Below are 13,901 nucleotides of genomic sequence, written 5' to 3' on the forward strand. Positions count from 1 at the left end.
TTCACATAACCTTACTTTCCCATGTATTGTTTCATTAGCTTGGTAATGTATTTCCCCACAATATCAAACTCGAGGTTAACCACACTACCCACCACAAACTGATGAAAATTGGTATGCTCATAAGTGTAGGGAATAATTGCCACTTGGAAACTTTTATCCTGCGAGTTAACAACAGTAAGGCTTACACCATTTACTGTAATGGAACCCTTCTCCACCGTAATATTTCCCTCGAGTGTTGGGTCATACTCAAAAGTGTAATACCAGCTGCCATTCACCTCTTCAACCAAGGCACACACCGCAGTTTGATCTACATGGCCTTGCACTAAGTGACCATCCAGAAGACTATCGATTTTCATACTTCGCTCAAGGTTCACCTTGTCTCCAATAGAAAGCAACCCAAGATTAGTCTTCAGCAGGGTCTCCTTAATGGCGGTTACGGTATATTGAGTTTTTTCCTTTTTCACCACAGTAAGGCACACCCCATTGTGCGCAATACTTTGATCAATTTTAAGGTTGTTGGTAAACGAGCACTCCATCGTTATATGGAGGTTATCCTTGTCGTGCTCCAGCTTTATAACCGGGGCGGCTTCTTCTACAATTCCTGAGAACATAGTTATTTGTTTTATTTTGGCCATAAAGTTAGCACATTTTAGTTTCTCAAACTTTAAGTTACTCGTAACTGTGCTGTTTACTCCAAACTTTTTAACTTTGTCTTTTTACAAAAGCAGATTACCTTGAGAAAGTTCCCACTTATAGTTTTGGCATCATGTGCCATTCTTTTTTCGATGCCACGCTGCGCAAGTATTGGCACCATTAGCGGAGGTGATAAGGACTCCATTCCTCCCGTGCTAATCTCAAGCACACCCCAAATGTACCAAACTGGCTTTACCGATAAAGAGATAAAGTTAACCTTCGACGAATATGTTGTACTGAAAGATCCAGCAAAACAGTTCTTTATCTCACCACCGCTTAAGACAAAGGCTTTCCCTATGCCAAAGGGTAAATCGGTTGTAATTAAACTGGAGGATCAACTTGATGCAAAAACAACATACACCGTTGGATTTGGAAATTCCGTAGTTGACAACAATGAGGGTAACCCCATACAAAACCTTCAGTTGGTGTTTTCAACGGGAAGCAAACTCGATACACTTGCCGTGGATGGTTTCTTATTCGATGCCCATACCCTTAAAGTCCCCGAGGGCGTTAAGGTATTCATCTACAAGGATAAAATTGATTCATTACCTTATATTGCTAATCCGAACTACTATACCTATGCCGACAAAAACGGCTATTTCCGTGTGCCTAATGTTCCGGCTGGAGAATATAAATTGGTGGCTGTTAGCGATAAGAACGACAATCTCCGCTACGACCAGAATGCCGAGCAGGTAGGTTACATAAGCACACCGATTTCGGCTAGGGCTAAGCAACCCGTCGATTCTGTTACCAAATCGACATCCGATGGGAAGTTGCCCATACTTCGCATGTTCACGGAAGACCCAATCAACCTAACGCTACTGGATGCAACGCGCCCAAAGTCCGATTTAGTGAAACTCGTCTTTAGCAAAAAAAATCCGGAACTGCCCAAATTGGTATTTTCGACAATGGAAAAAGATCCCTTTGTTATTGAACACTCCAGAAATAACGACACCGTTCTGTTCTGGATTACAAACGCGAACTTAATTAAGAGCGATACGCTCAAGGCCCTACTAACCTATCTTTATACTGGGGAAAAACGGGTACTGGAATATAAAACAAAAGGACTTGAACTTGCCTTCGAAAGCCATAAAGAACAAAAGGATAAGAACAAGGAACCTAAACGGCTACCAGGGTTTAACCCCACCTTCATTGGCGTTGAGTTGGGGGTCGTTCCTACGATAGGGGTCGATCTTACTTTTCCAAATCCACCTACAACTACCGATCCTTCCAGAATCACTCTCTCGGCAAAAACTGAAAAAGATTCTTTAGCGCAAGCGTTTACCATCGAAAACACTACACTCCCAAGATCATTGAGGTTAAATGTTGATTGGAAAGAAAACACCAAATACTTTTATACGATTCTGCCTGGAGCCTTCGTTTCGGCATCGGGAATAGAGAACGATACCATTATTGGAACTATAAATGTTGCCCTAAAAGAGAACTTTGGAACGATAATTCTAAAAGCCACGGGAATAGAATCGCCAGTGATTCTACAATTTATTTCTGATAAAGGAATCTTGTTTAGTGAGTTGTCACTAAAAAGCGACGCAAATGTAATCCTCGATTACATTCCGGAAGGAAGCTATAAACTCAAGATTCTATTCGACGAAAACGATAACCAGCATTGGGACGGTGGGGATTTAATAAAGGGCATTCAGCCTGAAATGGTGAAATACTATCGATCGACAGACGAAAAAGAGATTTTTGTCGTAAAAAAGAACTGGGAAAACGAAATCCCGCTCGATTTAAAGAAAATTCTTAATAACTAATCACAGAACAATGTCAGTAATGGTGAGTTTTGCCATATTCCCAACCGATAAAGGAATAAGCGTTTCGGAGTATGTGAGCAAAGTAGTGGAAAATGTGAGAAGCAGCGGTTTTAGCTACAAGTTAACCCCGATGAGTACAATTGTAGAGACCAATACAATGGAGGAGGCTTTGCAAATTGTAAATGAATCTTACCAGATTCTCAAGCCCCATTCGGAGCGTATTTACCTATCGCTGACCATGGATATTAAGCACGAAACAGGAAGCCGAATGGAGCAAAAAATTCAATCGGTAGAATCAAAAATTGGTTTGGTAACAAAATAAAACGAACGATTAAACCCATATACTTATCAAAATCAAACGGGTATGAATTAATTTTTACACAGTATGTGCGTTCCATCATTCTTTGGCCTTAATAATATAATCTAATGAAGCGATACTTCCTTTTTATTGTTCTTCTCGCAGCATCAATATCAATGGCTTCCGCCCAAATGGAACTTGGTGTTCGGGGTGGCTTCTTAACCACCAACCGCAGTTTTAAGCCCGACAGGAAGTCGTCGAGTGTGGGCAATGCAAACAATTACGGCTTAGTCGTTACAAATTGGGGGGAAAAGTTTTGGGGTATTCAATGGGGTATTCAAGCTGAAGTAGCGCTCGCCGAACGTGGATACAAATATCTTCAAGGGGATACTGCTGACTATAAACTTACCCAACAAATGGTTGAAGTTCCGTTAATGGCTCAACTACACCTTACCTACCGCGCTGTTTCCTTGTTCCTAAACGCAGGCCCTTACTTTGGCTATGTGCTTAAGCAGACCGAGGAGTTAACCCGGGATGGCATAACCACATCAACCGATACCAAGTTTTTAAAGGGATACGACCGTCGCTTTCAGTATGGGCTAACCGGTGGACCAGGATTGAATGTACATTTTGGATCCATTGCGCTACAAGCCGAAGTTCGGTATTATATGGGCTTTGCACACCTTTATAATCCGGCCGTTGAAGGTGTACCTTCCGCATCGAAGGAGACGGGGCTAGGAATGTTTGTCGGACTAATGTATCGTTTCAAGTAGCCCTTCCAACGGAATACTTCGACCCAAGAAAAGCATCTTGGGTACAAAGAGCCATGAGAACAGCACAGCCATCAGCGGATTTAAACCTGAAGATGAGCGTAATGCACGCCCCAGATGGTGGATAAATTGTTTTCCCAGTTATAGACACTATCTTTAGTGATACTCAAAATTCCAACTGCCATGAAAATGTTTATAACTCTTTGCGCCATTTTGTGGATAGGCATTGGAAGTGGTTGTGGTCAGGAAACCTTTGTTCAGGAGGGAATTGCCTCTTACTACGGACACGAATTTCATGGAAGGCGCACCTCCAGCGGTGAACAATACTCCAAGCATAAACTCACAGGAGCCCATCCTACCCTTGCATTTGGTACCAAAGTTAAGGTTACCAACCTCGATAATGGCAAGAGCGTAGTTGTAAAAATAAACGACAGAGGGCCCTCTTCCAAAAAGCGAATTATCGATGTATCGTATGCCGCAGCCAAAAAGTTGGGGATGCTTGTCTCTGGAACGGCCAATGTAAGGATTGAGAGCATTCACTTATCATTTAACGAACGTAGCGATTCCACGGAAGAAGTCAAGGATGAAGGGCCATCCAAGGAACTAATTCAACTGGAGATGAGAACGGCAAAAGCCGAGGGGTGGGCAGTTCAAATAGGTAGTTTTAGCGAGATGGCCAACCTTATTCGGCTTGTTGAAATCATCAAGAAAACCTACAACAGACCCACATTAATGGATATATCCACCCATGGAGAAAAACCGATTTACCGGATACTGATAGGGCCCGAAAAAACAGAGGAGAGCGCAAAAGCGCTCCTCATTCTGGTAAAAAAAGATTATCCTGAAGCATTTATTGCTCCGCTACAACCATAGTTAATAGGCCGAGCCTTGGGTTCGGAAACTCCCCATTACAAAAACCTCTTTAGGATGTACAATCAGAACCGGTATCTTTGATTTATTGAGCATCTGTTGTGCGTAGCTGCCAAGAACAAAATTACTTATACTAACTGATTGTTCACTCATAATGCTGATTAGGTCTGCATTCACTTTTTGAGCGTAATCAAGAATTACGTCGGTAATATTATCGCCATGGAGGTATTCCTTCACTACCTTAATATTATTGGCATCCAAGAACTCATAAACCTGATTTGTATAGGCTTTTACCTTTGCCTCAATATCCTCGGCGCCCCAGGAGGTAACTCCAACAACGTGAACTTCGGCATCAAAGAGTTGAGCCAGCTCGGCGGTTAACGGAACCTTTTGTCTCGAATCGGCAGTTATATCAATAGGGAGAATTATCTTTTTTAATTGCTTGTGGAAGCGCCCATGTCTAATCGTAATAACAGGCCTATCGGTGGCCGTAACTATTCTGAATGCGTTGCTTCCAATAAAGAGTGCTTCAAAACCTGAGGCACCGTGCGTAGAGCAAACCAACATCGAGTCTTCAAACGCCTCGGCCTGCTCAACAATCTTCTTGTAAATCTTTCCTTTCTTGATGATATAGTTTAGTCGGCTGCCCTTGCCAATCTTGGGAGTGTACTCCAACACCAATTTTTCGAACTTTAACGTTGCATCATTCTTCTCTTCCACAAGGCTGAAGCGTGCATGGTCTTGAACTTTGTCCTGAACAAAAACCATTTGAATGTGACAATCCATTTTCTTAGAAAGAAATACCGCCATCTTCAGACCATTCAAAGAATCCTTAGAAAAATCGATAGGGACAATTATATGCTTCATATCCTAAGTTTTAACAAATCAGTGAAAAGACACACAAGAAAAACAATCACAAGTTAAGTATTTTTCATATTGGTTGTGCTTATTGGTGAAATCTATTACCAAGGAGTCATCCAAGAATAGTTATTTCATGTGATAGTTGAATCAGCCATCCATTCCTATGGCTGTTGTTTCAATAAAAAGTTATATTTATACGGTAAAGCGAAAGCTGTCTATACGCAAAAGAAAAATTGCTTATGTCGGTAAGAAAATATGTTAACCGGTATCTATTACTGCTAGGCATTGTGCTTATTCCTACCACAACCTTTTCACAGAATATACTTGATATTAGGAGCCACAACCAGATTACAGAAGGCATACCGTTGGAAGATTATCTTTCAGTTTATGAGGATGTCGAGGATACAACAAACCTTACCACACTACTACACAATCCAGATTTGTTCAATCCATTGTTGGGTTTTAAGGGTAAGAATCCAGTTAGTAAGTACTACCTCAAGTTTACAATATCTAACAAGACAAGCGAACAGATCGATTTAGCACTGACCTTTAAAAATCTAACCTATGTAGAACTTTACATTCTGGATGGGAACAGAATAGTGAAACATAAACTTTCCGGAACCTTCCAAAAAGCCGACAGCATAAATTTTACCGATAGCAGAACTCACTTTGAGCTTATGTTTGGGGCCAACACCACCACCAATATTCTTCTGGTAGTAAAACACACCAAGCACCATATGCCTCCCCTAAATTTCGTTGTAAGGGAAATGCAAAGCCACCTAAAAGCAAAATACACAAAACAGATCTACGATTTTTTTATTCTAGGCGCATTCTTCATATTTATCATCCTCAGCATACTCTCCTTTGCCTTTACTCGAAACAAGCACTACCTGTGGCTCACGATATATTCTTTAGGAATGACCTCCTATGGCTTTTTGCTAAACGGCTATATGCTCGATGCTGTTTTTCCAAACCATGCTCCCATTGTGTGGAGTATAATTGCATTTTTACCTAACATTTCGAGTATAGGGATAATTCTCCTCATCAAAGATTTTTTTAAACTAAAAACTGTAACCCCTTTTCTTAATATACTACTAACGTGGCTGGTGGGAAGCATAATTATTCAGGCCTTTGTCTCATACTCAATAATTGTAATTTATTCAAATTATCTGTTTGCCAGCAAGATTAACGTCCTTTGGTTTAGTTTCCAAAACATTATTGTACTTGTGGTTGCTTTCAAGGTATGGAGGAATTTGCATTTGCCCCAGCGGATATTTGCCATTGCAGCTATTGCCCATGCAGGCCTTTTTATTGGAGGAGCGACGCTCTTCTTCCTTTTAAGGGAAAGGAGTAATCAGATTCTTTCCATAATTAATGATTTAGGCGGTGTTTTTGTTATCTCCTTCTCTACCATCGCCGTAGCAGAGCAAATGCGGTCAAGTGAAACAGAAAAGTATCATGCTCTTAAATCAATGGATGAGTTACGACTGAAGCAAAACCAATTCCTTGAAGAAACCGTCACCATTCGAACCCAAGAACTTATAATTGCCAACAGTTCCCTGAACGAACAGAAAATAGAACTCCAAAATAGAAACGAAAAAATAGAAATTCTGCTGAAGGAGATTCACCACCGGGTGAAAAATAACCTGCAGCTAATATCAAGCCTTCTTGAACTGCATCTTAAAAAGGATAGCGATGATAAACTAGTCTCTATTATTGCCGATGGGCAAAATAGGGTAAAAGCAATGTCCCTAATCCACCAAATGCTGTTTCAGGATGAAAACCTCGCTATTATTTCCATGGAGGACTACATTTACAAGTTATTGGAACAAGTTAAAACCACCTATACCAGTCCGCGCGCAACGGAAGTTATAGTTGATTGCCACGGAATTCAGTTCGACCTCGATACCGCTATTCCGTTGGGCTTAATTATAAACGAGCTGGTAACCAATGCCTTTAAATATGCCCTTTACTTTTCGGAATACCCGAAACTTTCCATAACATTGCAGAAACAAACGAACGAAGACTACGTGCTTGCCGTCTACGATAATGGGCCTGGCCTACCCACAAATTTTGACTTCCAAAATAATGAGGGTATTGGTCTACATATTATTCCAAGGCTATGCAAGCAACTGCATGGTTCATTTTCAAACAGCTTTAACCAAGGAACCACTTTCACGGTAACCTTTAAGGATACTCTCACCCGAAAACTGACGCTCTAATGCCAAATAGCCCAAGGAAAGTTTTAGTTGTTGAAGACGAAATCATTATTGCCGATAGCATTGTGAAATCGTTGAATAGCGTAGGCTACATAAGCTTTGAACCCGCCTTGAACTACAGCCAGGCCATAGAGTCGATGGAAAAAGAGTTGCCCGATATTGCCATCATCGACATTCAGCTTTCTGGCGTAAAGGATGGAGTTGATTTAGCCGAAATCATAAATAGCCAATATCGCATCCCCTTTATATTCCTCACCTCCAACTCCGATCAGAACACGCTAGAGCGAGCCAAGCAAACCAAACCCAGCGCCTACCTGCTGAAGCCATTTACCAAACAGGATATATACACCTCGCTGGAAATTGCCCTTTATAACTTCGATCAAAAAAAGGAACAAATTACCGAGCCCACGGTTTATGAACCCTATTTACTGGTAAAGAAAGGTACCTCCTACCACAAAATTGTTTTTGATGACATTGTTTTCCTTAAGAGCGAGCATGTATACCTCGAAATAGTTACCCGGCAAAACCAAAAATATGTTGTGCGCACCTCACTAACCGATTACCTCAAAAAACTACCATCCAACTTTGCCCGGGTTCATCGCAGCTATGCCGTAAACATTCGATTCATTGAAAAGATAAATTCTAATGAAATCGTTTTACCCGAGTATTCCATCCCTTTGTCAAAAGACTATCGTAAAGAATTGTTGAAAAATTTCGGGTAGTCTGTCAACCTGATATTTAGTAAAGGATTTTTCTCACATCCATTCAGAACACTTTTGGGGGCACTTAGAACAAAATAGTAGGCTTAAATAACATTCTCTTATTTAGCCCCTTAAGCAGCCATTCATTTGCAATACATTTACGTTAATACAGTAAGAAAATTCTTAGTGTAAGAGTTTCGTGCATTGATCCTATCAGCATTGATAACAGAAAAACAACACCGTATACTTGCATGATTTTACGAAACACAAATATTGGTAACAAAAAAACAGTTTTTAGGAAGGATAAAAATGGGTGTAACAAATAGACTAACGGTATGGCTATTTTTCATTATCTCTTTTCATTTGCATTAGAATAATGGTGGAATGAACGACTTTCAATAAAAATCAATAATTATCCGTAACTTATCCAAATCTACTTCATAGTTAATGCTATTTTGATTCTCCCATAAATAAAAAACCTTCGTGTAATAATCGCGTGGGTAAGGAACAAACTATTTATTGCAACTTGAAGTGATTATGAAATTTGCAAGAAAAACACTGCTCTTAATATCTCACAACAACATGAGATTTAATGATATATATGTAACCTCATCCAAACAAAGATCAAATACGATGGAAACCACAACAATTCTGTTTTTTAGAAGGCATTTAACTCTTGTTACTCTTGCACTTCTTCTTGGTCTTCAGAATATTGCAGTTGCTCAAAATTGCTCCGTAAATGCAGATGTAGATAAGACCATTTGCGGCAATCAGGTGATGACACTGAATGGATCAAAGTCTGGCCTGTTCCAGACAGCTATTACAACATGGTCGCAGGTAAGTGGTCCTGCTGTAGTTATAACTAATCCTGCAGCACTTATTACTACGGCAACGGGGTTTACTGGGAATAACTCCTATAAATTTAGACTCTCAACAACATGCCTCGACGGAACATTTGTTTTCGATGAGGTCACCTTTACGGTTAAGCCCATCACTACTGCAAATGCAGGCGTTGACCAAATATTATGTCCAGGTACAGGCGCAGGTTCGCTAGCTGCTAACGCTGTTGTGGGCCCTGAAACAGGTGCATGGTCTATTGTTGGAGGAAACAATTCTGGAATAGCGGCTTATACTGCTACGAATCCAACAAGCACGTTTAACTTGCCGGCAGCAAGCGTAGGCGCAACAACCATGCGCTGGACTATAACGAACAATGGTTGCACGTCTACCGATGATGTAGTAATTACCAATAAAGGTGGTGTAACACCTGTTAGTGCAGGACCAGATATTAATCCTAGCAAATGTTTTTCTACAACCACCTCGGCCATCATGGCTGGATCAGTTGCTGGTAACGGAACCGGTGGACAGGGTGGAATTTGGACGTTGGTAAGCGGACCAAGCGCTGCAACAATAACAAATCCTACATTAAGAACGTCAGGGGTAACCAACCTTATTGCCGGAACCTACACCCTTCGATGGACAGCAACCGGAAGTTGCGTTAACGGCAGCGACGATATGGTAATTACAGTTCCTACCCCGGTGGGTGCAAACTCTACTGCAACAATAACTCTAGGCACACAAGCGTTTTGCGATGGCAGAACTTCAGCCGTATTGATAGGAAACCTGCCAACCTATGCAGGAGAAACAGTAACGTGGACAAAGTTAACCGGTAATGGTACCATTACCGATCCAAATAGTCCAAACACAACGGTTACCAGCCTTACACCACCAGCCTCATCAACCTATAACTATATAATTTCTAATGTCACAGGGTGTAGTTCAACTTCAGGAACGGCTACCATTAGTTTCACCGCAGCACCTACCATTACAATAACCTCACTCAAAGAGGTAATCCTACCCGTAGATATACAAACGACACCAATTACCTACACAACTTCAGGAGGAAACACTACCCAATGGGCTATCATCAGCAACCCGGCAGGTTCCGTTGTACCGGTATGGGCAAATGCATCCTCACCTCAAACGGTTAATGGATTATCAAATATTGGGAAATACACCATTCGCTTCAGGAGATATTCTAATAGTGGTATTGGTTCGTGCGGAGAAGCTTTTGCCGATGTAAATGTATATGTGTCGCGCACTCCATCATTGAGTAATGCAGGAACCGATCAGGTTTTAGGATGCAATATTTATAACACCACATTAGTAGGCAACACACCCGCTATGGGATTCGGTAACTGGGTCCAGATAAGCGGACCCAACTCTGCTACGATTGCCAACCCCCTACTCTCTACCTGTCCAATTTCCGGGTTAACCAATGGACGTTATACTTTTCGATGGGTTTTAACAGGTGGATTAACTGCCCCCTACTTTAAGGATGAGATTGACGTTTTGGTATCCAATACCAACCCCACTGTTTCGGCTGCCGGATCAAGCAGTACCGTATGCCATTCATCCCAAATTAATCTGCAGGGTAATACTCCTATTCTAAACGAAATAGGAACTTGGACTGTATCGCCAAGTGCAGGCCTTGTTTTCAACGACACACACCTTCCAAATGCTTCCGTCACAGGAATGGCAGCATCTACAGCATATACATTTACTTGGACTATTACCAATGGTTGTAACACATCTGCTAGTAATGTAGTGATTACCACATCAGGTCTTCCAGGCCCCTCCCCATCATCAGCAGGGGCAGATCAGTGCTTAGCTGCTGGAACTACAAGTATAACCTTGGCCGGAAATATCCCTGGAACCGGAACCGGAACTTGGACAAAACTTTCCGGTCCAGCCTGTACCATTACAAATCCAACCTTGGGGAATTCTACTGTAACCGGAATGACCAATGGAACCTATGTGTTTCAATGGGCGATCAGCAATGGCGTTTGCGTTGTAACGCTTGATGATGTTATGGTTACCATTTCGGCCCCAGCAACGATAGCTGCAGCCATGCCAACTCAAGGTGTTTGCACTACCTCTGCTACATTAGCTGCTACTACTGCCGCAGTTGGAGTTGGTGCTTGGGCTCAGATGGCGGGTCCAAATATTGCAACCATTACCGATCCAGCCTCCCCAACATCCACCGTTACCGGGATGGTAGATGGATCGTATACCTACCGATGGACAATCACCAATAACGCTTGTGCAAGCAACTACAAAGAGGTAATAATAAATGTGGCAACGCCTCCAGCTACTGCACTCGCCGGACCGGATCAAAGCATTTGCCCTCCAACAACAACTGCAACTCTCGCTGCCACTCCCGTTACGAATGGAACTGGTTCTTGGAGTTTAGTCTCTGGACCAAACTATCCAACCTTTACCAGCGTAACCTCACCAACAGCAACGATATCAGGAATGATAATGGGAACTTACATATTAAGATGGGTCTCACAAAACGGACCATTCTGTCCCGCAAGCACCGATGATGTTGTGATTACCTATACACCTACTGCTACTGCAGGTGCAAATCAAAGTTTCTGTGATCAAACATCAGCCAACTTAGTTGGAAACTCCCTAAGCACGGGTACCTGGACTCAAGTAGGGGTTACGCCAAATGCGGCAACAATCACAACAACTGGGAGCAATACCGCCATTGCAAGCGGACTAATTGCTGGCATTTATACTTTTCAATACTCCATTGCCGGACCTTGTGCAACTTCAAATGCAACAATGACCGTTACTATTAATAGTACTCCAACATCACCAACAGCTGGCCCAGATCAAGTTCTTTGTATGGGAAATCCCTTTACCATGGATGGAAACGTAGCTGGAACTGGAACTGGAATATGGTCAAAGCTAAGCGGACCTGGTGGAGTTGGATCATGGAATAATTCATCTCTGGAGAATGCAACATTTACCCCTCAAGCAGGGAATAACTACGGAACCTTTATTTTTGAATGGACCATTGCCAATGGAGCATGTTCTTCAAAAGATCAAATTAGAGTTGATAACTACCAAACGCCGACCACAGCAACAGTAGGTGCAGCGCAAAATCTTTGCGGATACACCACAACCTTATCCGGAAATACTGCAACCATTGGGCTTGGTTCATGGTCTCAGCAAAGTGGACCTGGAACTTCTGTTTTTTCAGCAACAACTTCACCAACCAGTTCGGTTACAGTATCGCTGGAGGGAACTTATGTGTTTAGATGGACTATCTCAAATGGACCTTGTTTGGCTTCCTTTGCTGATCTTACAGTTGTTCTAAAGGGATACGCCTTGGCGCCTAATGCAGGCCTAGATCAAAATGTTTGTAACCTGAATAGTGTTACCCTTGCCGGTAATACAATAACTGGGGGAGCAGGAAAATGGTCGCAGGTAAGCGGGCCTAATAGTGCCGCTTTTACAAGTGATATTGATCCTTTAACCACTGCCACAGGGCTGATACCAGGAGTATATGTGCTCAGATGGACTTCTTCAAATGCCTCTTTGTGCGATTTAACCGATGATGTTACAATTACCAATAGTGGCTTACCTACAGCAGCTCTAGCGGGTAGCGATCAGAATGTTTGTAACTACACAGCCATTAGCTTAGCAGGAAATATCCCTGCAACAGGAATTGGCACGTGGACACAGGTGTCAGGTCCAAATACAGTCACATTTGTAAATCCAAATTCACCTACCACAGGTGTGCTAGGGACAATTGTAGGAACCTATACTCTCAAATGGACAATAGCCAGTGGTGCTTGTGCAAGTAGCAGCGATAATATAGATATAGTTATTAACGATATCCCGACCATTTCCACTGCTGGGTTAGATCAGGTAGGTTCTGCAACCTGTGGACAAACAACGATTACTCTTGCTGGTAGTACACCTTCCGTGGGAATAGGAACTTGGACAATCACTTCAGGTACCGGAGGAGTTATTAACTCATTAAACTCTCCATCTTCAACATTTACTGGCGTAGCAGGATCGTCATACACATTAAAATTGACTATCGCCAATGGATCATGTTCCAACTTCGACGATGTTAATATTACATTCAATCAAAATCCCACCACGGCTGATGCTGGACCTGATCAAGCCTTATGTTCAGCAACGTCAACAACGCTTGCCGGTAACACACCTATTGTTGGAACTGGAACTTGGACCAGAATAAGCGGTCCAAATACACCGACTATTGTTGCTCCAAATTCCCCTACGACATCGTTAACGGGTATGACTACCGGAACTTATGTTTACCGATGGACCATTGCCAATTCCCCCTGTACCAATAGCACCGATAATGTTCAGATCGTTATAACAGCCAAACCTGCTGCACCAACAGTAACCATTACGCAACCTACCTGCACTTTGGCTACAGGAACCATAACGGTTACTGCTCCTATCGGTGTAGGCATGACATACTCCATCGACGGTTCAACATACACAAACACAGACGGGATTTTTACAGGACTTGCAGTGAATGCGTATAACGTTACAGCAAAAAACTCTGTTGGCTGTATCTCTTCAACAGCAACTTCAGCGACATTAAACACCCCTGTTTGTGCTGATCTTTCCATATCAAAAACCGCTAGCAGTGCAACTCCTAACGTAGGCAGCAACGTAGTGTTCACGCTAACGGTGACCAATAATGGTCCTAACGCAGCCACAGGAGTTACTGCAACAGATATTCTCCCATCTGGCTACACATACGTATCCAACGACCTCGGTGCGGCATATGTTCCGGCTACGGGTATCTGGACTATTGGTAATCAGGCCAACGGCGCTATCGCTTCGCTTAACATCACCGCAACCGTTCTAGCAACTGGTTCATA

9 protein-coding genes are annotated in these 13,901 nt (G+C 42.3%); 7 read left to right on the top strand and 2 right to left on the bottom strand.

Annotated features, from left to right (window positions below; genetic code table 11):
- Positions 1 to 11: 11 nt before the first annotated feature.
- Positions 12 to 611, bottom strand: coding sequence for a riboflavin synthase (locus BLS65_RS12225; RefSeq protein ID WP_092439424.1), 600 nt, complete (start codon positions 609 to 611; stop codon positions 12 to 14).
- A 123-nt stretch (positions 612 to 734) separates the two neighbouring features.
- Between BLS65_RS12225 and BLS65_RS12230 the strand changes: the two genes are divergently transcribed.
- From BLS65_RS12230 to BLS65_RS18325, 4 genes are all read left to right on the top strand, one after another.
- Positions 735 to 2,465: an Ig-like domain-containing domain gene (locus BLS65_RS12230; protein ID WP_125869858.1), complete on the top strand. Its 1,731-nt coding sequence runs from the start codon at positions 735 to 737 to the stop codon at positions 2,463 to 2,465.
- 10 nt (positions 2,466 to 2,475) lie between these two features.
- A complete protein-coding gene (locus BLS65_RS12235) occupies positions 2,476 to 2,787 on the top strand; it encodes a thiamine-binding protein (protein WP_092439411.1) in 312 nt (103 codons plus the stop codon).
- A 104-nt stretch (positions 2,788 to 2,891) separates the two neighbouring features.
- A complete protein-coding gene (locus BLS65_RS12240) occupies positions 2,892 to 3,536 on the top strand; it encodes a porin family protein (protein ID WP_092439414.1) in 645 nt (214 codons plus the stop codon).
- A gap of 180 nt (positions 3,537 to 3,716) precedes the next feature.
- Positions 3,717 to 4,406, top strand: coding sequence for a septal ring lytic transglycosylase RlpA family protein (locus BLS65_RS18325; RefSeq protein ID WP_170830111.1), 690 nt, complete (start codon positions 3,717 to 3,719; stop codon positions 4,404 to 4,406).
- On the opposite strand, the gene BLS65_RS12250 is transcribed toward BLS65_RS18325, so the two are convergent.
- Entirely contained in the window at positions 4,407 to 5,270 is an 864-nt protein-coding gene (locus BLS65_RS12250) for a universal stress protein (RefSeq protein ID WP_092439416.1), read from the bottom strand.
- A gap of 233 nt (positions 5,271 to 5,503) precedes the next feature.
- Here BLS65_RS12250 and BLS65_RS12255 point away from each other — a divergent pair, with 233 nt between their 5' ends.
- The 3 genes from BLS65_RS12255 to BLS65_RS12265 form a co-directional block, all read left to right on the top strand.
- On the top strand, positions 5,504 to 7,486 hold the full coding sequence (locus BLS65_RS12255) for a histidine kinase dimerization/phosphoacceptor domain -containing protein (RefSeq protein WP_092439418.1): 1,983 nt from the start codon (positions 5,504 to 5,506) through the stop codon (positions 7,484 to 7,486).
- Positions 7,486 to 8,205 carry a LytR/AlgR family response regulator transcription factor gene (locus tag BLS65_RS12260; protein WP_092439421.1) on the top strand — a complete coding sequence of 240 codons (720 nt, stop codon included), beginning with the start codon at positions 7,486 to 7,488 and terminating at the stop codon, positions 8,203 to 8,205. The genes BLS65_RS12255 and BLS65_RS12260 overlap by 1 nt, the downstream gene beginning before the upstream one ends.
- A gap of 612 nt (positions 8,206 to 8,817) precedes the next feature.
- Positions 8,818 to 13,901: DUF11 domain-containing protein (locus BLS65_RS12265; protein ID WP_170830112.1), on the top strand; the 5,084-nt coding region annotated here is incomplete at its 3' end.

This window comes from Williamwhitmania taraxaci (assembly GCF_900096565.1).
GTDB classification, from domain to species: domain Bacteria; phylum Bacteroidota; class Bacteroidia; order Bacteroidales; family Williamwhitmaniaceae; genus Williamwhitmania; species Williamwhitmania taraxaci.

Excerpts from the sequence above, each read along its gene's own strand:
- BLS65_RS12225 (WP_092439424.1), bottom strand. The coding sequence starts at position 611 with ATGTTCTCAGGAATTGTAGAAGAAGCCGCCCCGGTTATAAAGCTGGAG.
- BLS65_RS12235 (WP_092439411.1), top strand. The coding sequence starts at position 2,476 with ATGTCAGTAATGGTGAGTTTTGCCATATTCCCAACCGATAAAGGAATA.
- BLS65_RS12240 (WP_092439414.1), top strand. The coding sequence starts at position 2,892 with ATGAAGCGATACTTCCTTTTTATTGTTCTTCTCGCAGCATCAATATCA.
- BLS65_RS18325 (WP_170830111.1), top strand. The coding sequence starts at position 3,717 with ATGAAAATGTTTATAACTCTTTGCGCCATTTTGTGGATAGGCATTGGA.
- BLS65_RS12250 (WP_092439416.1), bottom strand. The coding sequence starts at position 5,270 with ATGAAGCATATAATTGTCCCTATCGATTTTTCTAAGGATTCTTTGAAT.
- BLS65_RS12255 (WP_092439418.1), top strand. The coding sequence starts at position 5,504 with ATGTCGGTAAGAAAATATGTTAACCGGTATCTATTACTGCTAGGCATT.
- BLS65_RS12260 (WP_092439421.1), top strand. The coding sequence starts at position 7,486 with ATGCCAAATAGCCCAAGGAAAGTTTTAGTTGTTGAAGACGAAATCATT.